General features: G+C 71.9%; 24 protein-coding genes. 12 read left to right on the top strand and 12 right to left on the bottom strand.

All coding sequences use genetic code 11. The features are described 5' to 3' along the window. Window positions 1-33: 33 nt before the first annotated feature. The 4 genes from EXE44_RS03810 to EXE44_RS03795 all read right to left on the bottom strand — a co-directional run bounded on the left by EXE44_RS03810 (window position 34) and on the right by EXE44_RS03795 (window position 3,797). Window positions 34-489: a hypothetical protein gene (locus EXE44_RS03810; RefSeq protein WP_137716028.1), complete on the bottom strand. Its 456-nt coding sequence runs from the start codon at window positions 487-489 to the stop codon at window positions 34-36. A 117-nt stretch (window positions 490-606) separates the two neighbouring features. Next, on the bottom strand, window positions 607-1,671 hold the full coding sequence (locus tag EXE44_RS03805; RefSeq protein ID WP_137716027.1) for an amidohydrolase family protein: 1,065 nt from the start codon (window positions 1,669-1,671) through the stop codon (window positions 607-609). Between the two features lie 55 nt (window positions 1,672-1,726). After that, window positions 1,727-2,503 carry a class I SAM-dependent methyltransferase gene (locus EXE44_RS03800; protein ID WP_137716026.1) on the bottom strand — a complete coding sequence of 259 codons (777 nt, stop codon included), beginning with the start codon at window positions 2,501-2,503 and terminating at the stop codon, window positions 1,727-1,729. Between the two features lie 31 nt (window positions 2,504-2,534). Further along, on the bottom strand, window positions 2,535-3,797 hold the full coding sequence (locus EXE44_RS03795; RefSeq protein ID WP_137716025.1) for an HD domain-containing protein: 1,263 nt from the start codon (window positions 3,795-3,797) through the stop codon (window positions 2,535-2,537). Between the two features lie 132 nt (window positions 3,798-3,929). Between EXE44_RS03795 and EXE44_RS03790 the strand changes: the two genes are divergently transcribed. After that, entirely contained in the window at window positions 3,930-4,334 is a 405-nt protein-coding gene (locus tag EXE44_RS03790; RefSeq protein ID WP_137716024.1) for a universal stress protein, read from the top strand. 52 nt (window positions 4,335-4,386) lie between these two features. Here EXE44_RS03790 and EXE44_RS03785 read toward each other — a convergent pair whose 3' ends face one another. From EXE44_RS03785 to EXE44_RS03775, 3 genes are all read right to left on the bottom strand, one after another. Continuing rightward, window positions 4,387-5,589 (bottom strand): HD domain-containing protein, encoded by a 1,203-nt coding sequence (locus EXE44_RS03785; RefSeq protein ID WP_137716023.1) that lies wholly within the window; start codon window positions 5,587-5,589, stop codon window positions 4,387-4,389. A 64-nt stretch (window positions 5,590-5,653) separates the two neighbouring features. Further along, window positions 5,654-6,208, bottom strand: coding sequence for a transcriptional regulator (locus EXE44_RS03780; RefSeq protein ID WP_137716022.1), 555 nt, complete (start codon window positions 6,206-6,208; stop codon window positions 5,654-5,656). A 108-nt stretch (window positions 6,209-6,316) separates the two neighbouring features. Beyond that, the gene (locus EXE44_RS03775) at window positions 6,317-7,627 is read right to left on the bottom strand and encodes a phosphoribosylamine--glycine ligase (protein WP_137716021.1); all 1,311 of its coding nucleotides are present in this window, start codon (window positions 7,625-7,627) and stop codon (window positions 6,317-6,319) included. 152 nt (window positions 7,628-7,779) lie between these two features. Between EXE44_RS03775 and EXE44_RS03770 the strand changes: the two genes are divergently transcribed. The 9 genes from EXE44_RS03770 (at window position 7,780) to EXE44_RS03730 (ending at window position 17,765) form a co-directional block, all read left to right on the top strand. Further along, complete coding sequence (locus EXE44_RS03770; protein ID WP_199241179.1) at window positions 7,780-8,586, top strand: alpha/beta fold hydrolase; 807 nt, start codon at window positions 7,780-7,782, stop codon at window positions 8,584-8,586. Between the two features lies 1 nt (window position 8,587). Continuing rightward, window positions 8,588-10,186 (top strand): AMP-binding protein, encoded by a 1,599-nt coding sequence (locus EXE44_RS03765; RefSeq protein ID WP_137716020.1) that lies wholly within the window; start codon window positions 8,588-8,590, stop codon window positions 10,184-10,186. A gap of 55 nt (window positions 10,187-10,241) precedes the next feature. Then, entirely contained in the window at window positions 10,242-10,943 is a 702-nt protein-coding gene (locus EXE44_RS03760; RefSeq protein ID WP_121564127.1) for a helix-turn-helix domain-containing protein, read from the top strand. Between the two features lie 167 nt (window positions 10,944-11,110). Then, the gene (locus EXE44_RS03755; protein ID WP_137716019.1) at window positions 11,111-12,553 is read left to right on the top strand and encodes an ABC transporter substrate-binding protein; all 1,443 of its coding nucleotides are present in this window, start codon (window positions 11,111-11,113) and stop codon (window positions 12,551-12,553) included. Beyond that, window positions 12,553-13,470 (top strand): ABC transporter ATP-binding protein, encoded by a 918-nt coding sequence (locus EXE44_RS03750; protein WP_137716105.1) that lies wholly within the window; start codon window positions 12,553-12,555, stop codon window positions 13,468-13,470. The genes EXE44_RS03755 and EXE44_RS03750 overlap by 1 nt, the downstream gene beginning before the upstream one ends. Then, window positions 13,467-14,165 carry an ABC transporter ATP-binding protein gene (locus EXE44_RS03745; protein ID WP_137716018.1) on the top strand — a complete coding sequence of 233 codons (699 nt, stop codon included), beginning with the start codon at window positions 13,467-13,469 and terminating at the stop codon, window positions 14,163-14,165. The genes EXE44_RS03750 and EXE44_RS03745 overlap by 4 nt, the downstream gene beginning before the upstream one ends. Next, window positions 14,162-15,214 carry a branched-chain amino acid ABC transporter permease gene (locus tag EXE44_RS03740; RefSeq protein WP_137716017.1) on the top strand — a complete coding sequence of 351 codons (1,053 nt, stop codon included), beginning with the start codon at window positions 14,162-14,164 and terminating at the stop codon, window positions 15,212-15,214. Before EXE44_RS03745 ends, EXE44_RS03740 begins: the two co-directional genes overlap by 4 nt. Before the next feature lie 136 nt (window positions 15,215-15,350). Beyond that, complete coding sequence (locus EXE44_RS03735; RefSeq protein ID WP_137716016.1) at window positions 15,351-16,535, top strand: branched-chain amino acid ABC transporter permease; 1,185 nt, start codon at window positions 15,351-15,353, stop codon at window positions 16,533-16,535. Window positions 16,536-16,685: 150 nt separating this feature from the next. Then, window positions 16,686-17,765: a 3-oxoacyl-[acyl-carrier-protein] synthase III C-terminal domain-containing protein gene (locus EXE44_RS03730; protein ID WP_137716015.1), complete on the top strand. Its 1,080-nt coding sequence runs from the start codon at window positions 16,686-16,688 to the stop codon at window positions 17,763-17,765. Between the two features lie 28 nt (window positions 17,766-17,793). Here the strand turns inward: EXE44_RS03730 and EXE44_RS03725 are convergent, their stop codons facing one another. The 4 genes from EXE44_RS03725 to EXE44_RS03710 all read right to left on the bottom strand — a co-directional run bounded on the left by EXE44_RS03725 (window position 17,794) and on the right by EXE44_RS03710 (window position 21,620). Continuing rightward, the gene (locus EXE44_RS03725) at window positions 17,794-18,201 is read right to left on the bottom strand and encodes a MaoC family dehydratase (RefSeq protein WP_121564113.1); all 408 of its coding nucleotides are present in this window, start codon (window positions 18,199-18,201) and stop codon (window positions 17,794-17,796) included. Window positions 18,202-18,292: 91 nt separating this feature from the next. Next, window positions 18,293-19,525 (bottom strand): FAD-dependent oxidoreductase, encoded by a 1,233-nt coding sequence (locus tag EXE44_RS03720; protein WP_137716014.1) that lies wholly within the window; start codon window positions 19,523-19,525, stop codon window positions 18,293-18,295. Between the two features lie 177 nt (window positions 19,526-19,702). Continuing rightward, window positions 19,703-19,936: a DUF2892 domain-containing protein gene (locus EXE44_RS03715; protein WP_137716013.1), complete on the bottom strand. Its 234-nt coding sequence runs from the start codon at window positions 19,934-19,936 to the stop codon at window positions 19,703-19,705. Between the two features lie 76 nt (window positions 19,937-20,012). Then, window positions 20,013-21,620 carry a cryptochrome/deoxyribodipyrimidine photo-lyase family protein gene (locus EXE44_RS03710; protein ID WP_137716012.1) on the bottom strand — a complete coding sequence of 536 codons (1,608 nt, stop codon included), beginning with the start codon at window positions 21,618-21,620 and terminating at the stop codon, window positions 20,013-20,015. Between the two features lie 127 nt (window positions 21,621-21,747). On the opposite strand from EXE44_RS03710, the gene EXE44_RS03705 reads away from it, so the two are divergent. Together EXE44_RS03705 and EXE44_RS03700 are read left to right on the top strand one after the other, a co-directional pair. Beyond that, on the top strand, window positions 21,748-23,646 hold the full coding sequence (locus EXE44_RS03705; RefSeq protein ID WP_137716011.1) for a prolyl oligopeptidase family serine peptidase: 1,899 nt from the start codon (window positions 21,748-21,750) through the stop codon (window positions 23,644-23,646). A 95-nt stretch (window positions 23,647-23,741) separates the two neighbouring features. Next, window positions 23,742-24,947 carry an inorganic phosphate transporter gene (locus EXE44_RS03700; protein WP_137716104.1) on the top strand — a complete coding sequence of 402 codons (1,206 nt, stop codon included), beginning with the start codon at window positions 23,742-23,744 and terminating at the stop codon, window positions 24,945-24,947. 8 nt (window positions 24,948-24,955) lie between these two features. On the opposite strand, the gene EXE44_RS03695 is transcribed toward EXE44_RS03700, so the two are convergent. Further along, window positions 24,956-25,387, bottom strand: coding sequence for a universal stress protein (locus EXE44_RS03695; RefSeq protein ID WP_137716010.1), 432 nt, complete (start codon window positions 25,385-25,387; stop codon window positions 24,956-24,958). Window position 25,388: the final 1 nt, after the last annotated feature.

The raw sequence follows: 25,388 nt of genomic DNA, 5'->3' as shown, positions 1-25,388 counted from the left end.
GGGAACCGGCGCGGTCCCGCCGTCGACGCGGCGTCAGAGCGCGGTCGCGACGCCGACGGCGACGGCGGCGACGAGGACGTACGCCGCCGCGGAAGCGGCCCAGTCGCGACGGATCGGGCCGAGCCGCTGACGCGGGAGCCCCGAAGCGCGAGGGAGCGGGACGAGCGCGAAGAAACCGACCATCAGCGCGAACTGCGCGACGCCGGCGACCGGCAGCGCGACGCCGACCCCGACGCCAAGCGCCGCCTGTACCGCTGAGACGAGGCCGACGAACAGCAGCCCCGAACCCGCCCCGGCGACGTAGTGGACCCACGTCGCCAAGCGCTCGGGGGCGTCGTCGACGGGCGTGTCGGTGAGGACGCTCGCGGCGACCTTCGGGGCCGTCGTCCCCTCGGGGAGCCGCGCCATCACCGGGTCCATCGCGAGCGTCGCGGCGAGTCCGACTACCGGCCCGAGCGCGAGGCCGGCGAGCAGCGAGAGGGTCGTCATAGGGGAGGTCACGGGCGGGAACGGTTTCACTCCGTCGGCGGGGGAAAGCGACGGCGGAAAGCGGCGGGGGAAGGCGGCGGAGAAAAGCGTCACGCGGACGGCGCCCCGGCGGGCGACTCAGTCCCCGCGCGGGACGACCGTCTCGCCGCCGATCACGACCCGCGAGACGTCGGCCTGTCCGGCGCGCCTGACGACCGCGCGGACGAGGTCGCGCGCGCCGGCGAGGTTGTCGGAGTCGCCGTCGAGGACGAGCAGGTCGGCGTCGGCGCCGGGCTCGACTACGCCGCGGTTCAGCCCGGCTATCTCGGCGCCGTTGACCGTCGCCATCCGCAGCACCTCGCGGGCGGGGAGGTCGGCGAGCTTCGCCGCGAACTCCATCTCGCGGAACATCGACGGCGAGTCGGTCATCACGTTGTCGGTGCCGAGCGCGACGGTGGTTCGCTCCGCCAGCTCGCGGATCGGCGGCACGCCGACGTTCGTCACGAGGTTCGAGCGCGGGCAGACGACGACCGGGGTCCCGCGGTCGGCGAGGCGTTCGAGGTGGAGCTCCTCGGCGTGGACCATGTGGACGAGGAAGTCGGGGTCGAGGTCCATCGCGGGGTTGACGTCGTCGGCGTCGCGCTCGCCGGCGTGGATCCCGAAGGGCTTGCCGGCGTCGCGCGCCGCCGCCCGGACCGCGTCGAAGTCGGCGTCGCGGGCGCCCGATGCGCCGTACCCGTCGGCGACCGAGAGCACGTCGGGGTCGTCGCGGCCGAAGACGACCGGGTCGATCGCGCGGTTGCCGAACGGGACCCCCTCGCCGGCGAGCGCGTCCCGCAGGGCGCGCACGCCTTCGACGCCGCCCTCGCGGAACTCCAGGAAAGTCCCGGTTCCCGTCGCCTCCATGTACCGGAGGGTGCGCGCCATCGCGGCGACCTTCTCCTCGCGGTCGGCCGCACGGAGGAGCCGGTGTTTCAGCCCGTCCGGCGGCGCGACCAGCTCGTCGAGCGAGAGGCCCTCGCCCGCCTCCTTGGCGATCGAGTCGCCGACGTGGGTGTGGGCGTTCACGAACGCCGGGAGGATCACCCGGTCGCTCTCGACCGACGCCTCCTCGACCCGGACGATCTCGCCGTCCGCGACGACGACCCGACCCTCGACCGGCTCGAAGTCGCGACCGACCAAGACCGTCCCCTCCAGGTGCATACCGGGGGCTCGCCAGCCCGACGTTAAAACGTCACGGGTGCGGGTTCAGGGGCGGTCACCGCGCGTCGAGCCGCGCCCAGAACCCGAGCGTGTCGGGGAGGAGCGCCCGCGGCTCGGCGGCCGCCGCGGCGTCGCCCTCGCTCGTCGTCTCGCCGCCCTCGGGCTTCGGTTCGACGAGTCGCTCGACGATGAACCCCGCGTCCGTCAGGGCGCGGTGGAGGTCGGAGACGGTGCGGTCGAACGCGACCAGGTCCGCGTCGTACGACTCGTCGATCTCGATCTCGCGGCGCGGCGGCGCGTGGTAGCCGCGGCGCGGCGCGCCGTCGTCCGGGTCGATCAGCTCTCGGAACGGGTGCATCACGGCCAGGTAGAACGTCCCGCCCGGCCGGAGGACGCGACGGGCCTCGCGCGCCGCGGCCTCTACGTCCGCCACCAGCTGGAACGCCGCCTCCGAGAAGGCCAGGTCGAACGCGTCGCTCGCGAGCGGCGCGCGTGTCACGTCGCCCTGAACGAAGCGCGCGTCGGCGCCGTAGTGGTCCCGGAGCCGGCGCGCGTGGCGGAGCTGGTCCTCCGAGATGTCGACGCCGACGACGCGCTCGGCGCCCGCGAGCGCCGTGCCGACGCTCCCCTGCCCGCCGCCGCAGCCCAGCTCGGCGACCGCCTCGCCCTCGGCCGACGGCGGGAACTCGGGACCGGTCGCCGCGTGCCCGTCCGGGTCGAACGGCGTGGGGACCGGCGGCGGATCGGTGTCGGTCTCGGCGTTCCACAGCGCCTGAAACGCGTCGCTCCACTCGTTCCAGAGCCGCCGGTTCTCGCGGTGCGCGTCGGTCACGGCGGCACGTCGCCCGGCGGGCGGATAAACCTCACTCGAACTCGTCGAGCGTCGTCGGCATCGCGCCGCGCACCTCGGTCACGAGCCCGTCGGGATCGAGGCCGAGCACCTCCGCGGCCGCGCGGCCGACGCGGTCGGTCGCCGGCTCGGGGGCGTACACGCCGAGGCGCCACTGGTTGCGCTGCGCGGTCCGGAGCGCGGAGACGAGCGGCGACTGGCGTTCGAGGCGTCGTATCTCCCCGTTGACGGTGACGCGCGCGGTAGACTCGCGCATCGTGGGCTCCGGAGGCACGTCGAGGATCACGTGGTCGCGGGCGACGCCCGCCTCCGCGGCGATCTCGCGTTCGAGGGCGGTCTCCCCGGCGTGGTCCGCCTCGTGGACGCGGTCGGGGACGTCGTCGTACTCGGCCCACACCGCCAGCTTGTAGAGGTCGCGCTCGTCGTAGCGACGGGACAGCTCGGCGGTCGCGCGGCAGTCGCGGATCGCGGCGAGGAAGTCGTGGTCGTCCATCCGACGCAGCTCGGCGGCCGTCGTCGCGGTCGCGTCGAGGAGCTCGCTCGCGGCGCGGCGCAGCATCGCCTTCGAGATGCGCGCGACGTGGTGGGTGTAGACGACCGGGTTCATCAGCGCGCGGGCCAAAAGCAGACTCTCGGCGGTCTGGACGTTCCCCTCGTCCAAGACGAGTTCCGGCCCCTCGCGGTCGGCCCCGCCGTCGTCGGCGATCTCGTCGCGCTCGACGAACGTCAGCTCGCGGACGAACCGCTCGGTGTCGATGGTGCCGTACGGGACGCCGGTGTGGTAGGCGTCGCGCACGAGGTAGTCCATGCGGTCCACGTCGAGCTCCCCGGAGACGAGCCCGGCGTACGGCCCCTCGCCGGCGACGATCCCGGCGATCCGGTCCGGGTCGAGGTCGTGGTCGCGCAGCACGTCGCCGACCGCGCCCGTCGCCAGCAGCTCGTCGACGTCGTCGTGGTATTTCCCGGTCCGGCGGTGCGTGAGCGACTCGAGGTTGTGGCTGAACGGCCCGTGCCCCACGTCGTGGAGCATCGCCGCCGCCTCGATGCGGTCGGCGCGGGTGCCCCCGATCCCGAGGTGGTCGAGCGCGCGGCTCGCGAGGTGGTAGACGCCGAGGCTGTGCTCGAACCGCGTGTGGTTCGCGGAGGGGTAGACGAGCTGGACCGTCCCGAGCTGTTTGACGTGCCGGAGCCGCTGGACGGCGGGCGTGTCGACGAGGTCCGCGGCGACACCGTCGATCTCGATGTGGTCGTGGACGGTGTCCTTGACCGTGATCATGCGTTCGCCTTCGGCCGCTTCCGATAAAAGGCTGTGAGTCTCCGCGACGCGGTCTCGCCCTCGCCGCGACCCGCTTTCGGTGGCCGCGAATCCGTGGCGCGATTTATTACCCGACCGCACGAACCGTCGCGTATGTACGACGTGTTAGTCGCGGTCGGACTCGACGACGAGCAGCGGGCGCGCGCACAGGCCGAAGCCGTCGTCGGCCTGCCGGGCGACCCCGACGAGGTGACCGCACACCTCTGTCACGTCTTCCAGGACAACCCGGAGGGCGCGTCGGTCCACCAGCTCGGGACCGTGCGACGCGCCCGAGAGATCCTCGAAGACGCCGGTATCAACTGCGTCCACTACGAGGCCAGCGGCGACCCGAGCGAGGAGCTCCTCGCGGCCGCGGACGACGTCGACGCCGACCTCATCTGCGTGTCGGGACGGAAGCGAAGCCCGGCCGGGAAGGCCGTCTTCGGCAGCACGACGCAGGCGCTGGTGTTGAACGCGGACCGGCCGGTGTTGGCGGTCCCGGGGTCGGGCGGGGAGTGAGGCCGCGGCGGGCGCCGTCGGTCGGGCGCCCCGGCCGTGACGGGCGCGGCGTTCAGGCGGAGGGCCGCCCGGCGGCCCGGAGTCCGAGCACGTCCCGCGCCGCGTCGGCGACAGGCTCGACGCGCTCGGCCGGGCAGTAGACGCCGAGCGTCCAGCGGCGGCGCTCGGCGGCGCGGAGTCCGGAGACGAGCTCGGAGGCGTCCTCCAGCCGCTGCGGGACGCCGTCGACGACGACGGCGGAGCCGGACTCCTTGAGGGCCGGTCGCGAGGGGATGTCGACGATCACCGCGTCGCGGTCGATCCCGACGGCGTCGGCGATCTCGCGCTCGGCCGCCCGCTCCTCGGCGCGGCCGGCGTCGACCGTCCCCGCTGGCACCTCGTCGATCCCCGCCCAGACCGCGCGCTTGTAGAGGTCGCGGCGCTCGATGCGCTCGCCGAGCGCCGGCACCCGGTCGCGGAGCTCGACGAGGAGGTCGTGGTCCGCCATCCGGCGGAACGCCTCCACCTCGGTGCCCGTGCGGTCGAGGTACCGCTCGCAGGCGCGCTCCAGCATCGCGCCGGCGACCCGGGAGACGTGGTGGCGGTAGACGACGGCGTTCATCAGCGATCGCGCGACGAGCAGGCTCTCTGCGGTGGCGACGTTCCCCTCGGCCAGGACGAGGTCGGCGGACTCGCCGGGGCCGTCGCCGCCGATCAGCCGGAGCTCGGTGACGAGCCGACCGGTGTCGACGGTGCCGTACGGAACGCCGGTGTGGTGGGCGTCGCGCACGAGGTAGTCCATCCGGTCCACGTCGAGCTCCCCGGAGACGAGGGGGCCGAGCGCGCCCTCGCCGTCGATCAGCGCGGCGACGCGCTCGGGGTCGAGCCCGTTCCGTTCGAGGACCTGACACACCTCGCGGTCAGCGTCGGTGAGGAGCCACGCGACGTCGTCGTGGTCGCGGCCGGTCGCGCGCCGGATGATCCCCTCGGTCTGGTGGCCGTACGGCCCGTGGCCCACGTCGTGGAGCAGCGCCGCCGCGCGGACGTGCGCCGCGGTGTCGGCGTCGAGGTCGAAGCCCTCGACCGCGCGGCGCGCGAGGTGGTAGACGCCGAGGCTGTGCTCGAACCGCGTGTGGTTCGCGGACGGGTACACCAGGCGGACCGTGGACAGCTGTTTGATGTGTCGCAGCCGCTGGAACGCCGGCGTGTCCACGAGGTCGGTCGCGAGGTCGCCGAGCCTGACGTGGCCGTGGACGCTGTCCTTGATTGCCTTCATGCCCGTCGCCTCGCGTCCCGCGCGGTCCGCGGGGTCGACCCGGCGACGGGAGAGACGGCGCGGGTCACTCGTCGACGACGTCGATGCCGAACCGCTCTTCGAGCGCTCGCACGACCGACCCGCCCACGTTGGCGGTCGCGGCGCGCCCGTCCTCGACCGCGAGCAGGTCGTCCTCGTCGATCTCCAGCTCGGCGGCGACCTCCTCGACCGTCAGCCCGGCGTCCTGCCGCGCCTCGGTGACCACGTCGCCGTAGCCGGAGACGAGGTACGGGAGGCGGTCCGCCTCGTAGCTCGTCCCCTCCTCCTCCCAGCGCTTCGAGTCGCCGGTCGCGGAGTCGTACATCTTCGCCTGCTTGCGGGCGAGCTCCTTCTTCCGGCTCTCGGTCGCGCCCGAGCCGGATCCGCCGCCGGCGCCCCCGGGGCTGCCGCCGGCGCTCCCGCCGCGTGACCCACCGCTGGGCGCGTTCCCGGCGTCGTCGTGGGGGCGGCAGTTCGAGCACACGAGCAGCTTCGCGCCGGCGACCGTCGCCTTCCGGAGGTCCGCGGTCTCGCGGCCGCAGAGCTCGCACGCGTCGCCGTCGTCGCCGCCGCCGCCGCCGCCCGTCGAATACTTCGGCATACCCCGTGTAGTGGTCCGGACCGTTAAAAAGTCGTGGAGGGCGAGGGCCGGCTCCGCCGAGCCGCCGACGCGGCGACCGGTGTCAGCGAGTCCGGCGCCGTTCCGGGCTCACGGCCCGAGGTACCCCCACGCCTGGAGGCGGTCGCCGTCGCCGTCGATCCAGCGCTCGCCGATGTCGTCGCGGTAGTACAGGTTCGGCATCACGATGTCGTCGATCCGGCCGTACGCCTGCTCGCGCGCCGCCCCCATCGTCTCGCCTTTCCCGGTGACGACGATTGGCATCCCGCTCTCGCCGGCGACGCGCCACTGGCCGTCGACCCGCTTCGTGTCCTCCAAGTGGATCCCCTCGCGGTCGTCGGTCTGGAAGACGACGGCCGCATTCCGCGAGTTCTCGTCGTACGTCTTCTCGTCGTCGAACGGGAACGGCGGCAGGACGACTCGCACGGCGATCTGATACCCGTTGTGAACGGCCACCTCCGGCTTGTCGCCGCGCGCGAGGTCGCGGAAGAACGCGGCCGTCGACGACTCGATCGACTCCTCCTGAAGCGCGATGGTCGGGTACCCGAACCGCGGCGTGAACTCCAGCGGGTAGATGCCGGTCTCGTTGACGATACAGTTGATGTCGATGCTCCCGACGTACCCCTCGTCGGCGAGCCACCCCTCCATCTTCCCGAGGGTCTCCTCGAAGAGTCGGTTCCGCCCCGCCCAGAACATGGAGGTTCCCATCTCCCCGGTCGAGGGGCCGATGTTGCCGGGGAACAGCTTCTTGTGCTCGAAGTTGAAGTTGACCCGGTCGATGAACTCGTTCCCGTCGAAGAACCCGCAGATCGCGACCTCGACGCCCTCGACCTTCCGCTGGAGCTGGAACCCCTTCATGCGGTGCCCCCACGCCTTCTTGTACGCCGTCAACACGTCCACGACGTCGCTCCCGTCGTCCTCGCTCCCGACGTACAGCAGGCGCTTGACGTTCTGGACCTCGCCGAGGGGTTTGATCACGTACGGGGCGGGGTGTTCCCGGACGTGCCGTATCCCCGCGTCGAAGCTGTCGAAGACGTGGTGCTCGACGGTGTTCACGCCGTTCTCCTCGAGGACCTCCATCGCGTAGCCGCGGTCCTCTTCGAGGCGGTCGGTGTTCGGCGTCCCGCCGACGACGGCTTTCCCCTTCTCACGGAGCTCCTCTGCGAGTTCGCCCGTCCCGACGTCGGAACCGACCCAGATATCGTCGAAAACGATCACGTCCGCCCACTCCACGTCCGCGCGCCAGTCGTCCGTCTTCGGGACGAAGCCGTCGCCGATCTCGCGGTCGCTCTCGGCTTCGACGTAGTACTTCACGCCGTGGCCCTCGCGGTGGACCTGCCAGGCCAGGTCGGTTATCAGCGCCGCGTCGGCCGAGACGAAGAGGAAGTTGGCGGTGTCCATGCGTGGCAGTCATCCCTGACCGACTTGAGTGTGTGCCCGCGCGCTTCGGGGGTCCCGAGGCAGTGGCGAACGGGCGAAAAACGCCCGCTTCGGCGAGGGTGGTTGAAACGTTAACGCCCGGATTGATGGAGGACCCCGTGGTCGTTCCTGCTATGCCAAGCGTGACACGGGACGGCGTGGCGATCGACTACGCCGTCGACGGGGACCCCGACGGACCGACCGTGCTACTCTTAGAGGGTCTCGGGTACGGCCGGTGGATGTGGCGGTGGCTCGCCGAGGCGTTGGCGGACGACTACGAGGTGCTCCGTCCGGACAACCGCGGCACCGGGGACTCCGACGTGCCCGAGGGGCCGTACACGGTCGCCGAGATGGCGGCCGACGCGGCCGCGGTCCTCGACGACCGCGGCGTCGACGCGGCCCACGTCTGCGGCGCGTCGATGGGCGGGATGATCGCGCAGGAGCTGGCGCTCGCCGACGACCGGGTCGCGTCGCTGACGCTGCTGTGTACGTCGCCCGGCGGCGACGAGGCGACCCCGACGCCGCCGGCGGTTCAAGAGCACATCTTCTCGGCGCCCGAGGACGCCGACCCCCGCCAGCGGGTCCGCTACCTGATGGAGCCGGCCGTCTCGGACGGGTTCTACGAGCGCGAGCCCGAGCTCGTCGACCGGATCGTCGACTGGCGGCTCGCGGGCGACGCGACGCCGACGGGCCGGGAGGCGCAGGCGGCCGCGGTGGCGGCGTTCGACACGAGCGACCGGCTCGGCGACCTGTCCGTGCCGACGCTCGTCCTCCACGGGACCGCGGACCGCGTCCTCCCGGTCGAGAACGCCGACCTCCTGGCGGAGCTGATCCCGCACGCCGAGGTCGAGCGGTTCGAGGGCGGGCCGCACCTCTTCTTCGTCGAGGAGCGCGAGCGCGTCAACGAGCGAGTCCGGTCGTTCCTCGGCGGGGTCGCCTGAGATGGCGACAGAGGACGATCCGCGGGGCGACGACCACGGGGAAGGGGGCGGCGGCGACCCGCGACCGCACCCGCACGGCGACCGGGAGTACGAGTGGGTCGGCTCGCTGTCGGCGCGGCGCGCGCGGCTCTCGCCGGACCGCGTCGCGGTCACCGACACGGCCGCGAACGCCGAGTACACGTACGCCGAACTGGACGAGCGCGCCAACCGCACCGCCCGGTTCCTCCGCGAGGTCGGCGTCGAGGCGGGCGACCGCGTCGCGGTCGTCTCGCGGAACCGCGTCGAGCTGGTCGACCTGTTCTTCGCGACCGGCAAGACCGGCGCCGTCCTCGCGCCGCTCTCGCACCGGCTCGCGGAGCGCGACCTGTCGGCAGTGTTGGGGACGGTCGACCCGGAACTCCTCCTCGTGGAGACGCCCTTCGAGGGCGACGTCATCGACGCCTTGGAGCGCGCCGACGTCGAGCCGGCCGTCAGGTCGATCCCGACCGACGGCGACGACGCGTGGCGGTCGTACACGCGGGACCTGCCCGCGGACGGGTCGCCGGTCGAGACCGCGGAGGTGTCGCTCGCGGACCCGCACCTCTTCTTGCACACCGGCGGCTCGACGGGGACGCCGAAGGAGACGGTGATCAGCCACGGCGCGATGCGCTGGAACGCGTTCAACACGATCACGGCGTGGGGGCTCCGCGAGGACGACGTGACCCCGATGGTGTTCCCGATGTTCCACACCGGCGGGTGGAACGTGCTCACGGTCCCCTTCTTCCAGATGGGCGGGCGCATCCTGCTGAGTCCGGAGGTCGACCCCGGGCGCGTGCTGCGCGACGTGGAGCGCGAGTCGGCGACGACGCTGGTCGCGGTGCCGGCCGTGTTGCGGATGATGGCTCGCCACGACGACTGGGACGACACCGACCTCTCCTCGCTCCGGTTCGTGAAGAGCGGCGGCGGGCCCTGTCGGGAGAGCGTCATCGCGGCGTGGCGCGACCGCGGCGTCGAGATATCGCAGGGGTACGGGCTCACCGAGTGCGGGCCGAACAACTTCGCGATGCCCGACGGGTTCCCGCAGGAGAAGACCGCCAGCGTCGGCGTGCCGGCGCTCGCGGTCGACGCGCGCGTCGTCGACGAGGACGGCCCCGTCCCCGACGGGACGGTCGGTGAACTCGAACTGGCGGGCCCGGCCGCGGCCGACCGCTACTGGAACGAGCCGGCGGAGACGGCCGAGACGTTCGGCGACTGGGTGTCGACCGGCGACCTCGCGCGCGTCGACGAGGACGGCTACTACCACATCGAGGGGCGCAAGAAGAACATGTTCGTCTCCGGCGGCGAGAACGTCTACCCGCCCCGTGTCGAGGACGCGCTCACCGATCACCCGGGGATCGAGGAGGCGGTCGTGATCGGCGTCCCGAGCGACCGGTGGGGGACGGTCGGGAAGGCGATCCTCGTCGGCGACGAGTCGCTCACGCTCGGCGACGTGGAGTCGCACCTCGCCTCGCGGGTCGCCCGGTACGCGGTGCCGAAGGAGCTGGCCTTCGTCGACGAGATGCCGACCTCGGGGCCCTCGAAGATCGACCGCGCGGCGCTGAAAGAGCGGTTCGGTGGCTGACGGCGCCGTAACCCACAGGAACAACCATTATATACGCAGGGGATAAGGACGGGGCATGCTCGACGTCACGATGGATATGGAGCAGTTCGACTGCCCGTTCATCGACACCTCCGCCGACCACGACGTCTCCTTCTCGGCCATGCACTGGCAGTTGGACACGGCGGCGGAGCAGCTGGAGACGCGGCTGCTCGTCGAGTCGCCGGACCGCTACGAGCTCGGGGAGGGGCTCTCCGCGCTCCGCGACCACGAGAACATGGCCGAGTACCGCCTGTTCTCGAAGGAGGACGGGACCGCGATCATCCGGACCGTCATCGAGGAGACGAACGCGATGTCGACGATCACCGACCACGGCGGCTACATCACCGGCCCCTTCCTCATCGAGGACGGCTCCGAGCAGTGGCAGGTCGGCTTCGACGACGAGGCGACGACGGAGGCGGCGCTCCACGACTTGGAGAAGGGCAACGAGTTCGTCGTGGAGGACCGCTCGGAGCTCTCGATGGAGGCGCTGTTCGACACGATGCGGAACGCGAACGCGGCCTCGACGATGCTGGAGGCGTGTCGGGACCTGACCGATGTCGAGCGTGAGACCATCGAGTCGGCCGCCGACGCCGGGTACTTCGAGTCGCCGCGCGAGGCGACGCTGTCGACGCTCGCCGACGAGTTCGACGTCTCGACCGCGGCCGTCTCGAAGAACATGCGCCGCGGCGAGAAGAAACTGCTCCGCAGCGTCGTCGCCGCGCTCGACCGACTGGAGTAGCCGCCGAAGCGACCCGCCGACGCGGTGGATCGGTGGAGTCGATCGCACGGCGCGCCCCTCGAAAACCGCTGTTTCAGTCCCTTTCTCCGGCGTGTTCCGTCGAATCCGAGCGGACTGTTAACATCTTAACTCGGCCCTTGATGGTGGTGGTCACCCTCGGATAGTGTATGCGAGACGAACACACACGGCGATCGTACCTGCGAGGAACCGGCGCCGCGGTCGGCGCGGCGGGACTGACCGGCCTGGCCGGCTGTTCCGGGGGCGGAGACGGCGGGGACGGGTCGGACGGCGGGGACGGATCCGGCGGCAGCGGTGGGGACGGTTCCGACGGCTCCGACGGTGGCGACGGCGGCGACGGCGCCGACCTCTCCGACGAGACGGTCCGGATCGGCGCGCTCCAGCCGACCTCGAGCGACCTCCAGTACTACGGGCAGATCAGCCTCCGCGGGTTCTACTCCGGGCTGGCGTACAAACACGACCTCGACCCGATCCAGGAGGCGACGCCGGGGACGTACACGGTCGAGCCCGACGGCGGTCCGACCTACGAGATCATCGTCGAGGACACGCAGTTCAGCCCGGACACGGCCCAGAGCGTCGCGACGGACCTCGTCTTGGACGAGGAGGTCGACATCCTGTTCGGGGGGACCTCCTCCGACAGCGCGCGCCGGATCATCAACACCGTCGTCGACGAGACGGACGTGCCCTACCTGATCGGCCCCGCGGCCGACGCCGGCATCACGGTGAGCGACGAGTTCTGCCACCCGCTCGCGTTCCGCGCGAGCGAGCACACCGCGATGGACGCGCGGGCTGGCGGGACCTACGTCGCGGAGAACTTCGACATCGACACGGTCGCCGTGTTCGCGTCCGACAACGCGTTCGGGCAGAGCGTCGCGAGCAACTACACGCAGGTCTTGGAGAACCAGGGGGTCGACGTGCTGGAGCCGCGGTTCGTCGAGGTCGGCTACTCCGAGTTCGACGGGCTCTTCGAGCAGGCGGTCTCGGACGGCGCGACGGGCGTCGTCGGCGGCTTCACCGCGTCGACGCTGCCGCAGTTCCTCACCTCGGCCATCTCGTACGACGTCCAGGTGTTCGGCGGGTTCGCCGCCCTGCTGACGACGCAGCTCATCGGCGGCACCATCGAGTCGGCGCTCGGCGAGGACTTCACCGCGCAGGACATCAAGGACGCCGGGCTCGGCCCGTTCACCAGCCGGTACCACTGGAACCAGTACGAGAACCCGATCAACGAGGAGTTCCGGCAGATGCACGTCGACGCGTACGGCATCGTCCCCGACCTGTTCAGCTCCGGCACCTTCACCGCGGCCTCGGCGCTCTCGCAGGCCGTCTCGGAGGCCGGCTCCGCGGACGGCGCCGACATCGCCGACGCGCTGCGCGGGATGACCGTCACGGACACGCCGAAGGGCGAGAACGGGTACACGTTCCAGGAGCACAACAACCAGGCTGCCTCGCAGATGACGGTCGCGTGGCCGGTCCCGACCAGCGACGAGTACGCCGACACCTGGGGCGCGCCCATCATGCCGGGCGAGCCGCTCGAACGCCTCGACGCCGAGGACGTGATGGTCCCCGAATCGGACGCCAGCTGCTCGCTGTGATGCTGCTGGAGACCGAGGGGCTCACGAAGCGCTTCGGCGGCATCACCGCCGTCGACGGCGTCGACTTCGCGTTAGAGGCCGGTGAACTCTGCTCGATCATCGGCCCGAACGGCGCGGGGAAGACGACGTTCTTCAACCTGCTCACGGGCGTGTTGGAGCCCTCCGACGGACGCATCCGCTTCGACCCGGCGGGCGGCGGCGCGGGCGCCGACGCCGCGGAGACGGCCGGCAGCGGTTCGGCGCTCGACATCACCGCGGCCTCGCCGGACGAGACGGCGCTCGCGGGGATCCACCGGTCGTACCAGATCACGAACCTGTTCCCGACGCTGACGGTGTTGGAGAACGTCCGCGTCGCCGCGCAGGCGAGCCGCGGGAACGACTCCTGGAAGCTGTGGCGCAACGTGGCCGACTTCGAGGAGCACTACGCCGAGGCGACCGCGATCCTCGAACGGATCGGGCTCGCGGCGGAGGCGGAGACCGTCACGGAGAACCTGAGCCACGGCGAGAAGCGCAGCCTGGAAATCGGCGTCGCGCTCGCCGGTGACCCCGACCTCCTGCTGCTCGACGAGCCGACCGCCGGCGTGTCGAGCGAGGGCGTCGACGAGGTCGTCGAACTGATCGAGGACGTGGCGGAGGACCACTCGGTGATGCTCATCGAACACAACATGGAGGTGGTGATGGACATCTCCGACCGGATCGCCGTCCTTCACCGCGGCGAGCTCATCGCCGACGGCCCGCCCGAGGACGTGCGCGGCGACCCGGCCGTCCAGGAGGCGTACCTCGGCGGGTACGGCCGCGAAGGGTCCGGGGACGACTCGGCGATCGCGGAGGGGAGCGGCGACGGCACCGCCGACCGCGACGGCGACGCGGCGGCCGACGGCGGTCGCCGCGCGAGCGCCGGGGGTGAGCCGCGGTGACGGCCCTCGAACTCGACGGCGTCCACACGTACTACGGCGAGAGCCACATCCTCCAGGGGCTCTCGCTGTCGGTCGAGGAGGGCGAGATCGTCGCGCTGGTCGGACGCAACGGCGTCGGGAAGACCACGACGCTCCGCACCGCGCTCGGACTGACGCCGCCCCGCGAGGGGACGGTCCGGTTCGGCGGGACGGACGTGACGGGGATGGAACCCCACGAGATCGCCGCCCGCGGGATGGGCTGGGTCCCGGAGGAGCGGCGCGTCTTCTCGCACCTCACGGTCGAGGAGAACCTCCGCGTCGCCGCGCACTCGGCGGCCGACCCGGGCGCCCGGATCGCGGAGGCATACGAGCTGTTCCCGGCGCTCGACCGCTTCGCCGACAAGGAGGCGGGCGACCTCAGCGGCGGGCAACAGCAGATGCTCGCCATCGCCCGCGGCATGGTCGGCGACAACGACCTGCTGCTCGTCGACGAGCCGAGCGAGGGGCTCGCGCCCCAGATCGTCGAGGACGTGGTCGAGGCGCTCCGGGCGGCCTCCGCGGACACGACGATGGTCCTCGTCGAACAGAACTTCCGGCTGGCGATGGACCTGGCGGACCGGTTCTACCTCGTCGACCACGGCGTCGTCGTCGAGGAGGGCGAGACCGCCGGCGTCACGAGCGACGACGAGCGAATCCGGAGGTATCTCACCGCATGACCCCCGGAACGCTCGCGGCGGCCCTCTCGCAGTTCGCGCCGCTGCTCGACCCGAGCGCGCTGCTCGCGACGGGGGGCGCGGTCGACGGGCTTCAGACGGCCGCCCGCGTGCTCGCGGAGGGGATCGGCAAGGGCGCGGTGTACTTCACCATCGCGGTCGGGCTGACCCTGGTCTTCGGGCTGATGGGCGTCCTCAACTTCGCGCACGGCGCGGTCGCGATGGTCGGCGCGTACCTCGGCGGCCTCGTGCTCATCTTGGTCGTCGGCGCGAACACCGGGACGCTCGCGACGATACTCGTCTTCTTCGTCGCGCTGGCGCTGGTGTTCGCGGTCACGACAGCCGCCGGCAGCGCGATGGAAGTGGCGCTGATCCGACCGATCTACGACCGCACGCCCACCTACCAGATCCTGTTGACCTTCGGCGTCTCGCTCATTATCGAGGAGCTGGCCCGGATCATCCTGACGCTCCGCGGGATCCAGCCGGACCCGCAGTGGCAGGCCCCGATGGCCACCGCCCCGGACGTGCTCTTGGGCCGGACCCAGCTGTTCGGCGTCGGCGTCAGGCGGCTGTACCTCTTCGAGATCGCGATCGGCGCGGTCGTCGCGGTCGCGGTGTGGGCGTTCCTGACGAAGACGCTGTACGGGCTCTACATCCGCGCCGGCAGCGAGGACACCGAGATGGTCCAGGCGCTCGGCATCGACGTGCGGCAGGCGTTCACCGTCGTGTTCGGCGTCGGCACCGGGCTCGCCGCGGTCGGCGGCGTGCTGCTGATGTGGGACCCGATCTGGGGACCCAGCGTCCTCCTGAGCATCGACGTGCTGCTGTACGCGTTCGTCGTCGTCATCATCGGCGGGCTGGGGAGCTTCACGGGGACGCTCGTCGCGGCTGGCATCGTCGGCGTCGCCGACTCGGTGACGACGTGGCTGTTCACCACCGGGATCGTCACCTTCCCCGGCCTCTCCGAGGTGACCATCTTCCTCCTGCTCGTGGTGATGCTTATCATCCGCCCGCAGGGGCTCTACGGCGTCGAGGAGGTGGGGGGCCATTAGCGACCCCGATTCCTCCGCCGACGCGGACGCGCCGACTGAATCGGACGCACCCGTCGACGAGGCGGACCCGATCCCGCCGTCGACAGCGACCGGCGGCCTCCGCGCGTACCTGCGGGACCACGCCGTTCACGCGGCCGTGATCGTCGGCTTCCTCCTGTACCCGCTGGCCTACGAGGCGCTGCTCGCGACGCCGGCGGCCCCGTTCGCCGAGGCGTTCCTCCCCGCGATCACGTTCATGGTCGTGGTGCTGTACATGGGGCTGTTCGCGATGAGCTTCGACTTCGTCAGCGGCTACACCGGCTACCTCTCGTTCGGCCACGCGGCCTTCTACGGCACGGGCGCGTACTTCGTCGTCCTCGCCGCGAACGGGCAGGTGCCGGGCGTTCCCGAGGGCACCCCGTTCATGATCACGCTGCTGTTGGGCGCCGCGCTGGCCGGCCTGCTCGCGCTCGTCATCGGGTCGGTGTCGTTCCGGCTCACGGGCGTCTACTTCGCGATGATCACGCTCGGGTTCGCGCAGGTGATCTACGAGCTGATCCGCTCGTGGGGGTACGTCTCGACGAACCCGACAGAGGGCGCGACGGTGAGCGGCGACGCGCTCGCGATCGGCGTCCCGTACGTCGACGCGCTGAGCCTCGACGTGGGGCGGCTCACGGGCGAGAGCGTCGAGAACCTGCTCGGGCTCGGGATCGACCTCTCGGCGACGGTGGTCTCGTACTACGCGCTCGGGATCGTCGTCGTCGTCTGCTACTTCGCGATGCAGCGGATCCTCCACTCGCCGTTCGGGCGCGTGATGATCGCGATCCGCGAGAACGAGGAGCGGGCCCGCGCCGTCGGCTACGCGACCTACCGGTTCAAGCTGGCCGCGTTCGCCGTCAGCGGCTTCTTCGGGGCCGTCGCGGGCGGGATCTTCGCCGCCTACTCGCGGTCGGTCGCGCCGGACGGGACGTTCTACTTCCTCGTCACCGCCGACGCGCTGATCACGACGATCGTCGGCGGGTTCGGCACCCTCGCGGGCCCGGTGTACGGGACCCTATTCAACCAGGGGTTAGAGGACGTCCTCTCGACCGAGAGCGGCGGGATCGCGACGCTGCTCCGCGAGGGGCTCCCGGAGAGCGTCCTCCAGGCCGACCTCTTCGGGGTCAGCTTAGAGCTGTTCGTCAACACCGCGGTCGACGGGCGCGCCCCGCTGTACCTCGGGATCGTCTTCGTGCTGTTCGTGCTGTTCGTCCCGAACGGCATCCTCGGCACCCTGCGCGACCGGCTCGGCGGCACCGTCGGGAAGCGGCTCCCGGACCACCTGCGGCGCTACCTCCGGTAGCGTCGCGGGCCCGCGGCTCCGCGGGCGTCATGGCGCGTCGCCGCGACCGCCCGCGACTCTCACACGACACATGATCGAACCCACGCGACACGACGGAATGGACCGGACGGAGCGCGACGAGACGGACAGAACGCGGCACCGAGGCGGAGCATGACGGTCGGGATCACCGGACTCGGGACGTACGTGCCCGACGAGACCGTTACCGGCGAAGCGATCGCCGCCGAGAGCGGCATCCCGGAGGAGGTCGTGGTCGAAAAGATGGGCGTCCGCGAGAAGCGCGTCTGTCCGCCGGACGGCGACCACGCCACCGACATGTCGGTGAAGGCGGCCGAGGCCGCGCTGGCGGACGCGGGCGTTGACCCGACCGACCTCGACGTCGTCGTCTACCACGGCTCGGAGTACAAGGACCACGTCGTCTGGTCGGCGGCGGCGGCGATCACCGACCGGATCGGGGCGACGAACGCCTACGCCACCGAGAGCTACACGCTCTGTGCGGGCGCGCCGATCGCGTTACGGCAAGTGACCGCGCAGCTGGAGACGGAACCGATGGAGACCGCGCTGCTCGTCGCCGCCAGCCGCGAGGAGGACCTCGTCGACTACGGCAACGAGGACAGCTCCTTCATGTTCAACTTCGGCAGCGGCGCGAGCGCGCTCGTCGTCGAGGCGGCAGATGAGGGCGAGGACTCCGACGCGGCGGCCGACGGCGACGAATCGAGCGACGCCGCCCTCTTCGGCGGTCGCGCCCGGGCGACGGTTCACGCCAGCGCGGCCGAGACCGACGGCTCGTTCGCCGACGACGTGGTGATGCCGGCGGGCGGATCGAAGCGCCCGCCGAGCGAGGAGACCGTCCGCGAGGGGCTCCACACCCTCGACGTGCCCGACCCCGAGGGGATGAAAGAGCGGCTGGGCCCGGTGTCGCTGCCCGCGTACCTCTCGGTCGCCGACGAAGCCCTGGAGCGGTCGGGGTTCGAGCGCGACGACCTCGATTACGTCGCGCTGACGCACATGAAGCGGTCGTTCCACGAGCGCGTCCTCGACGAACTCGGGCTCGACCCCGCGAGCGACGGCTACTACCTCGACGAGTACGGCCACGTCCAGAGCGTCGACCAGGCGCTCGCGCTGGAGGCCGGCGTCGAGACGGGCCGGCTCGAACCGGGCGACCTCGTCTGCCTGCTCGCGGCCGGCACCGGCTACACCTGGTCGGCGACCGTGCTCCGCTGGCGGGGGTAACCGACCTGTCGGCCGCCGCGGCGGCTCGCTACTCGTCGCCGTGCGGCACCGACAGCACCACCGCCTCCCCCGAGAGGACGCGCTCGTCGCGCTCGGGGACGGTCGCGGTCGTCTCGACCGCGAGCCGGTCGCCGCCGAGGTCGTCGATGACGCTGACGCTCGCCGCGACCGTCTCGCCGGGGAACACCGGCTTCTCGAAGGACAGCTCCTGCGAGAGGTAGACGATGTCGCCGGAGAGCCCCGCGAGCGCGCCGGAGACGACCGCTGCCGAGAGCATCCCGTGCGCGACGCGGCCGCCGAACATCGTCTCGGCGGCGTACTCGTCGTCGAGGTGGATCGGGTTCTCGTCCCCCGAGAGCTCCGCGAACGCCTCGATCGTCTCCTCGGTCACCGTTACCTCGTTGGTCGCCGTCTCGCCGACCGTCGCGACTGGCATACCGATCGGTCTCGCCGACGGGGCCTCAACCCCGTGGTTCAGCCTCGAACCCGCGCCGCGTCCCGGGGGCGACCCGCATGTAGCGCTCGGCTCAGTCGTCCGTCGGCGCGCCGACCACGTCGGCGTCGGTCGGGTTCGCGCCGCCGTACTCGGCGACCAGCTCGTCAAGCCGCTCGGGGTCGTCGGCGTGCGCGAGCGGCTCGCCGGCGGTCTCGCAGGCGGCGTCGACCCCGAGCCGCTCGCAGACGCGGTCGGCGGTCGTCTCGGCCATCTGCCGGTAGGTAGTCAGCTTCCCGCCCACGACGCTGTAGAGGCCGGCGGCGCCGTCGCGCTCGTGGTCGAGCAGCGTGAACCCGCGGGAGATCCCGCGGCGGTCAGAGCCCGCCTCGTCGGGCGCGTAGAGGGGGCGGACGCCCCACCAGGTCCGAACGGTCGGCGCGTCGGCGACCGCGGGGAGCATCGCGGCGCACTCCTCGACGGAGCGCTCGATCTCCCAGTCGGCGGTCTCGTAGTCGTCCGGGTCGGAGACGGGCACGCTCGTCGTCCCCAGCACGACCTCGCCGTCGTGGGGCACGACGATGTCGCCGTCGTCGGGGTCGCGACACCGGTTCAACACCGGGCCGAGCCCGTCGTACTCCACCGAGACCATCACGCCGCGGCTCGGCGCCATCCCGACCTCGACGCCGGCCATCTCCGCGATCGAGTCCGCCCACGCGCCGGTGGCGTTGACGACGACCTCGGGCGAGAGCGTCGCGTCGACCGCGCCGCCGACGCGGACCGACTCGACCCCGCCGTCGCTGACCGTCACGTCCTCGACGGGCGCGTGCGGGTGGACGGCCGCCCCGTGGCGCTCGGCGTCGGCGGCGTTGGCGGCCACCAGCCGCGACGGGTAGATGACGCCGTCGGGGACGCGGAACGCCTCCTCGACCTCGTCCGCGAGCCCCGGTGCCGCCTCGCGGGCGGCGTCGCCGTCCAGCCGCTCGGTCTCGATGCCGATCTCCTCGCAGGCGGCGATTTTCTCTTCCAGATAGTCCGGGTCGTCGCCGACGAGGCGGACGAACAGGCCGCCGGTGTCGCGGACGCAGGCCCCGGCGATCGACCGGAGCGTCCGGTTCTCCTCGATACACTCGCGGGCGCCCTCGGCGTCGGCCTCGGCATACCGGGCCCCGCTGTGGAGGAGCCCGTGCGAGCGCCCGGAGGTGCCGCCGCCGAGCCCGCCGCGGTCGACGAGCGCGGCGTCGACGCCGCGGAGCGCGAGATCGCGGGCGATCCCCGTCCCCGTCGCTCCGCCGCCGATCACGAGGACCGTCGGATCGTCGCTCACGCGGCGCTCACCCCGGTCGAATCCGCGGCACGGTCCGCCGCGAGACGCCGTCGGCTCGGATGGCTGTCGAACACGCGATCGATACGGCTCGCGGCCACTTGAGGCCTCCGCCGAAACGGCGTAAATCCGTGGCTACGGGGCCACGCTGGCGAGAAATAGGATATCTCTTTTCCGGCGTCAGCGGGAGGCGCGCCCGTCCGCGGGGCAGGTGCTGACGCCGAACAGGGCGTAGAGCCCGCAGGTGCCGGTCGCCGCGGTCGCGAGCATCGCGAGCGCGACGACGCCGAGCACCGGCGCCGTGAGGGCCGGAAGCGGCGCGGCGCCCGCGAGCGTCGCTATCGAGACGGCACCGGCGACCGCGCCGACGGCCGTCCTGACGAGCTTGTCCGTCGAACCGACGTTTTGTTTCATACGGCACAATACGGCACACGACCGTATCAAGCTTTCCACTGCGCCGCGGGCGCGGCCGGACGGGGCCGCCGAGCGCTCACTCGAACTCGTCGAGGCCGGCCTGAGCGGAGCCGCTCCCGGGGTCCGCGTCCGGTTCCCCGTGGTCGGCCGCGATGGACTCGGCGGCGTCGATCCCGCCGGAGAGCGACGCTCGTCGGGCTATCGCCTCCTCGCCGAGTCGCTCCGCCGCGGCGGGGTACGCGGCGCCGTAGCGGTCGCGGAACTCGCTTTTCGCCGCCTCGTAGTCGACCACCGGGTACGGGTACGCCTCGCCGATCCTGACGCCGACCTCGCGCTGGACCGCGAGCGGCGTCTTTTCGGGGGCGTCGAGGTGGGCCGCCGGGAGCGGCGCGAGCTCCGGGACCCACCGCGAGACGAACTCCCCGTCGGGGTCTTGGTCCCGCACTTGCTTGCGCGGATCGTACAATCGAAGTCCGGGGCGACCGACCAGTCCGCACTGCGACTGCCACTGGGTGTAGTTGATCGCGGGGTCGCCGTCGATCAGGTGCTCGTAGAAGTGGTCGGCGCCGATCCGCCACGGCTGCTGGAGCACGTGGAAGTAGACGGAGGCGCAGAGCGCCCGCATCCGGAAGTTGAGCCACCCGGTCTCGCGCAGGCAGCGCATGCTCGCGTCGACCATCGGGAACCCCGTCTCGCCCGCCTTCCACGCGGCGACGAGGTCCGGGTCGTGCCGGTCGCGGTTGAACCCCTCGTAGACGGGGTTGACGGCGCGGTCGAGCCACCCCGGCCAGTCGAGCAGCTTCTGGGTGTAGTGGCGGTTCCAGAACAGCCGGGAGACGAACATCGACTTGCCGCGGCCGTCCGGCGCGCGCTCGTCGACGTGGCGGTGGACCTCGCGGACTGAGAGACAGCCGAACCGCAGGTAGGGGGAAAGGCCGCTGGTCCCGTCGCGGGCGTCGACCGGCGAGGAGATGGACCCGGGGTAGTCGCCGATCCGATCGGTGAACGCGCGGAGGCGCTCGCGGCCGGCCTCGCGTCCCCCGGTCGGCACGCGCGTCTTCGTCGGCTCGATCCCGTAGGCGTCGGCGACCCGCTCGGGGGTGACGCCGGTCTCGACGCGCTCGACGGCGACGGACCGGGGGTCCCAGTCGAACGGCTCGGCCGCGAGCCACGCCTCGACGCGGTCGCTCCAGTCCTCTCGCGGACGGTGCGCGTCGCGCACGAGTCCGTCCCCGTCGACGAACTCGACGCCGAGGCGCTCGCGGGCGCGCTCGTCGCGTCGGCGTCCGTACCGTCCGGTCGCCGTCGCGGTCGCGACCGCGTCCCAGCCAGCGTCGGCGAACCACCCCAGCACGTCGAGGGGGTCGCCGTGCGCGAACGTCAGCCCCGGCGCGCCCACGTCGCGGTACTGCCGGTCGAGGTCGCGCAGGCAGTCGTGGAGGAACGCGATCCGCGCGTCGCAGGCCGCGCCGCGCTCGTCGTGGAAGCCGGGATCGAAGACGAACAGCGGGAGGATTCGGTCGGACTCGTCGGCGGCCGCCGCGACCGCCGGGTTGTCCGCGATCCGCAGGTCGCTGCGGTGCCAGACGACGGTTCCGGGATCGGCATCGTCCGGCCGCGAGAGGGAGCGGACCGCCTCGGCGTCCGGAGACACGGGAAGGGGAGCGTCGTCGCCGCCTGGCATGTCGTGTGAACGGACGGGCCTCGGAACCATGGGCCTATCGCCCGTCCGGGGGCGGAATCCCCTCGGACGAGAGGCGGTCCCGAGGACGGGAAACGTTGAATAGTGTTCCGTCGCCGTACGTACACGGATGTCAGACTCAGACGAGACCGACGTACTGCGCGAACTCGCCTCGCTGCCGACGATCGCGAGTCCGCGCGTGTCCCCGGACGGAGAGACCGTCGCCCTCTACTACGACGTGACCGGCCGCAACGAGCTCCACCTCTGTGACCCGAGCGACGGGTCCTTAGAGCAGCTCAGCGACGGCGACGTTCCCCGGTCCGTCCGCGCCGGCTTCAAGTGGGACCCCAGCGGCGAGCGCCTCTACTACCACCGCGACGAGGCTGGCGACGAGCAGCACGACATCTGGGCGATGTCGCTCGACGGCGACAGCGAGCCCGTCGTCGAGATGGACGGACAGATCCGCCTCCACGACGTGGGCGAGGACGGCGAGACCCTCCTGCTCGGCTCCAGCCGCGACGGGCAGATGAACCTCTACCGTCACGACCTGTCGAGCGGCGAGACGACGAAGGTAACCGACTACGAGCGCGCCGTCGCGGCCGGTGAACTCTCCCCGGACGGCGACCGGATCGCGTACACGACCAACGAGACCGACGCCTACGAGAACAGCGACGTGTACGTCGCCGACGGCGACGGGTCGAACCCCCGGAACTTGGAGATCGGTGACGTGGGCGCCGAGGCCGCGCCCTCGGACTGGGGCCCCGACGGCGACCGGCTGCTCGTCGTCGACAACACGACCGACCTCGGTCGGGCCGGGATCGTCGACCTCGCCGACGGCGTCGACGACGCGACGGTGACGTGGTTCGGCGACGGCGAGTTCGAGGAGTCGCCGAGCCACTTCCTCGACGACGGCGAGCGGTTCGTCGCGAGCCGGATGCGCGGCGCCGTGACCGTCCCCGTGATCTACGACGCCGAGACCGGTGAGGGGCGCGAACTCGACTTCCCCGCCGGCGTCGCCAGCGTGGCCGACGGCCGCCTCGCGGACGACCGCCTGCTCGCGTACCGGACCACGTCGAGCAAGCGGCCGGAACTGGTCGCGTACGACCTCGACGCTGACGCCACGGAGACGCTGTTCGACGCGGAGTACGGCCCGTTCGACCCGGACGACTTCGTCGAGCCGGAGACGGTGACGTTCGCCTCCGACGGCGTCCCCGAGACGCCGGCGCGCGCGGTCGACCACGACCCATACGAGGAGTTCGAGATCGAGGGATTGCTGTTCGACTCCGGCCGACGCCCCTCGCCGCTGATCGTCAACCCGCACGGCGGGCCGCGACACCACGACATGCGGCGGTTCAGCTACCGCGTCCAGTTCCTGCTGTCGCGCGGCTACTCGGTCCTTCAGGTGAACTACCGCGGCTCCACGGGGCGCGGCCGCGAGTTCGTCCAGGAGCTGTACGACGACTGGGGCGGCGCCGAGCAGGGCGACGTGGCGACCGGCGCCGAGTACGTCCTCGACGAGTACGACTGGCTCGACGAGGACCGCGTCGCCGTCTACGGCGGTTCCTACGGCGGCTACTCCGCGAACTGGCAGATGGTCCAGTACCCGGACCTGTACGCCGCGGGGGTCACCTGGGTCGGCGTCAGCGACCTGTTCGACATGTACGAGAACACCATGCCCCACTTCCGGACGGAGCTCATGGTGAAGAACCTCGGCGAGCCGGACGAGAACGAGGCAATCTACCGCGAGCGCAGCCCGGTGAACTACGTCGAAAACGTCGACGCGCCGCTCCTTATCGTTCACGGCGTCAACGACCCGCGGGTGCCGGTCTCGCAGGCGCGCATCCTCCGGGACGCGCTCGACGACGCCGGCTTCGCGGAGGGCGACGACTACGAGTACGAGGAGCTCGGCGAGGAGGGCCACGGCTCGGGCGACATCGACCAGAAGATCCGCTCGCTGGAGCTGCTCGACGACTTCCTCGACCGTCGGATCGGCGCGGAGCGGACCGCGGTCGCCTCGCTGGACGACTGACGCGGTCGACGCCCGTTCGACGGGGATTATTTAGCCGACGCCGCCGTCGGGGGGAGTGACATGGCTGGATCCCGCGTCGGTGGAGGCTGGTGAGCGTGGCCGGCGTCGGCTTCTGGGTCCTCGTCGCCCTCGCGACGCTGACCAGCCTCGCCACGGCGTGGGCCCTCGGCGCGAACAGCAACTCGCCGCCGTTCGCTCCGGCGATCGGCGCCAACGCCATCTCGACGATGCGGGCGGCCTTCCTCATCGGGATCCTCGCCGCCCTCGGGGCGCTCACGCAGGGCGGGGCGATCTCCGAGACCGTCGGTGCCGGCCTGATCGACGGCGTCCAGATCACCTCGCTGGCGGCGACGGCGGGGCTGCTCACCGCGACCGGGTTCATGGCCTTCGGCGTCTACACCGGCTACCCGGTCCCGGCGGCGTTCGCGACGACGGGCGCGATGGTCGGCGTCGGGCTCTCGCTCGGGGGCGACCCCGCCCTCGCCACCTACCGACGCATCGGGCTCTTCTGGGCGCTCGTGCCGCCCGTCTCCGGCGGGCTCGCGTACCTCACCGCAACCCTCCTCCGGCGCGACGACATCCCGGAGACGGTCGGGGTCCCGCTGCTCGCGGCCGTCGTCGGCGGGATCGTGGCCAACGTCCGGCTGGGCGTCATCCCCTCGCCGCCGGACGCGGCCCAGAGCTCCGTCGCGGGGTTCGTCGCGCGGCAGGTCGGCGCGCCGACGCTCGTCGGGGTCGACCCCGTGGCGGCGCTCGTCACGCTGCTCGCGGCCGCGGCGTGGTTCGCCGCCGTCCGGCGGCGGACGGTGGCGTCGGTCGAGGACGGCATCCGGACGTTCCTCCTCGTCCTCGGGAGCGTCGTCGCCTTCTCCAGCGGCGGGAGTCAGGTCGGGCTGGCGACCGGGCCGCTGGAGAACCTCTACGGCGTCGAGCTCGGACTGCCGGGCGTCGTGCTGCTCTCGCTCGGCGCCGCGGGCATCCTCGCCGGCGCGTGGATGGGCGCGCCGAAGCTGCTCCAGGCGACCTCCCGCGAGTACGCGCAGCTCGGCGCCCGGCGGTCGATCGCCGCGCTGGTCCCCGGGTTCATCATCGCGCAGGTGGCCATCGGGCTCGGGATCCCCATCTCGTTCAACAACATCATCATCTCGGGAGTCATCGGCGGCGGGCTCGCCGGCGGCTCCGCGGGCGTCTCGCGGCGGAAGATCGGCGTCACGCTCCTCTTTTGGGGAATCACGCTCGTGGCGTCGATCGCGATCGGCTACGGGCTGTACGCGGCCTTCGCCGCGGTGCTGGGCGGGTGAAGCGGCGCTCAGCGCACGACCGTCACGGTCACGGGCGCGTCGCCGACCACGCTCGTCGCGACGGTGCCGAGGAGCCGCCTCGCGACGCGGCCGCGCTCGCCGCCGTGGCCGCCCATGACGACGCGGTCGACGTCGTGGGCGTCGACGTACTCCAGGATCGCCGCCGCCGGGTCGCCCGTCCGCACCGCCGTCTCGACGCGGCGGTCGCTCTCGGCGGCGCGGTCCGTCGCTCGGTCGACGATTCGGTCGGCCCGGTCGCGCGCGCTCTCGCGGCGGTCCTCGTCGGCGCCGAGGATCCCGCCCTCGCTCATCGGCGCGTCGAGCGGGGTCACCACGTTCAGGACGGTCACTCGACAGTCGAAGAGTTCGAGCGCGTCGTCGAGCGCGTCGACGGCGAGCGGCGACCCGTCGAGCGGGACGAGGACGTGAGACGGTGCCATG

This window comes from Halorubrum sp. SS7 (assembly GCF_005435055.1).
GTDB lineage: Archaea > Halobacteriota > Halobacteria > Halobacteriales > Haloferacaceae > Halorubrum > Halorubrum salinarum.
Note: the sequence above shows the minus strand (reverse complement) of the source record. Positions and strands in the feature narration are given on the sequence as shown.

What these genes read in the sequence shown, in the direction of transcription:
- EXE44_RS03810 (WP_137716028.1), bottom strand. Translation starts at nt 489, where the DNA reads ATGACGACCCTCTCGCTGCTCGCCGGCCTCGCGCTCGGGCCGGTAGTC.
- EXE44_RS03805 (WP_137716027.1), bottom strand. Translation starts at nt 1,671, where the DNA reads ATGCACCTGGAGGGGACGGTCTTGGTCGGTCGCGACTTCGAGCCGGTC.
- EXE44_RS03795 (WP_137716025.1), bottom strand. Translation starts at nt 3,797, where the DNA reads ATGATCACGGTCAAGGACACCGTCCACGACCACATCGAGATCGACGGT.
- EXE44_RS03790 (WP_137716024.1), top strand. Translation starts at nt 3,930, where the DNA reads ATGTACGACGTGTTAGTCGCGGTCGGACTCGACGACGAGCAGCGGGCG.
- EXE44_RS03785 (WP_137716023.1), bottom strand. Translation starts at nt 5,589, where the DNA reads ATGAAGGCAATCAAGGACAGCGTCCACGGCCACGTCAGGCTCGGCGAC.
- EXE44_RS03780 (WP_137716022.1), bottom strand. Translation starts at nt 6,208, where the DNA reads ATGCCGAAGTATTCGACGGGCGGCGGCGGCGGCGGCGACGACGGCGAC.
- EXE44_RS03775 (WP_137716021.1), bottom strand. Translation starts at nt 7,627, where the DNA reads ATGGACACCGCCAACTTCCTCTTCGTCTCGGCCGACGCGGCGCTGATA.
- EXE44_RS03770 (WP_199241179.1), top strand. Translation starts at nt 7,780, where the DNA reads ATGCCAAGCGTGACACGGGACGGCGTGGCGATCGACTACGCCGTCGAC.
- EXE44_RS03765 (WP_137716020.1), top strand. Translation starts at nt 8,588, where the DNA reads ATGGCGACAGAGGACGATCCGCGGGGCGACGACCACGGGGAAGGGGGC.
- EXE44_RS03760 (WP_121564127.1), top strand. Translation starts at nt 10,242, where the DNA reads ATGCTCGACGTCACGATGGATATGGAGCAGTTCGACTGCCCGTTCATC.
- EXE44_RS03755 (WP_137716019.1), top strand. Translation starts at nt 11,111, where the DNA reads ATGCGAGACGAACACACACGGCGATCGTACCTGCGAGGAACCGGCGCC.
- EXE44_RS03750 (WP_137716105.1), top strand. Translation starts at nt 12,553, where the DNA reads ATGCTGCTGGAGACCGAGGGGCTCACGAAGCGCTTCGGCGGCATCACC.
- EXE44_RS03740 (WP_137716017.1), top strand. Translation starts at nt 14,162, where the DNA reads ATGACCCCCGGAACGCTCGCGGCGGCCCTCTCGCAGTTCGCGCCGCTG.
- EXE44_RS03730 (WP_137716015.1), top strand. Translation starts at nt 16,686, where the DNA reads ATGACGGTCGGGATCACCGGACTCGGGACGTACGTGCCCGACGAGACC.
- EXE44_RS03725 (WP_121564113.1), bottom strand. Translation starts at nt 18,201, where the DNA reads ATGCCAGTCGCGACGGTCGGCGAGACGGCGACCAACGAGGTAACGGTG.
- EXE44_RS03715 (WP_137716013.1), bottom strand. Translation starts at nt 19,936, where the DNA reads ATGAAACAAAACGTCGGTTCGACGGACAAGCTCGTCAGGACGGCCGTC.
- EXE44_RS03710 (WP_137716012.1), bottom strand. Translation starts at nt 21,620, where the DNA reads ATGCCAGGCGGCGACGACGCTCCCCTTCCCGTGTCTCCGGACGCCGAG.
- EXE44_RS03705 (WP_137716011.1), top strand. Translation starts at nt 21,748, where the DNA reads ATGTCAGACTCAGACGAGACCGACGTACTGCGCGAACTCGCCTCGCTG.
- EXE44_RS03695 (WP_137716010.1), bottom strand. Translation starts at nt 25,387, where the DNA reads ATGGCACCGTCTCACGTCCTCGTCCCGCTCGACGGGTCGCCGCTCGCC.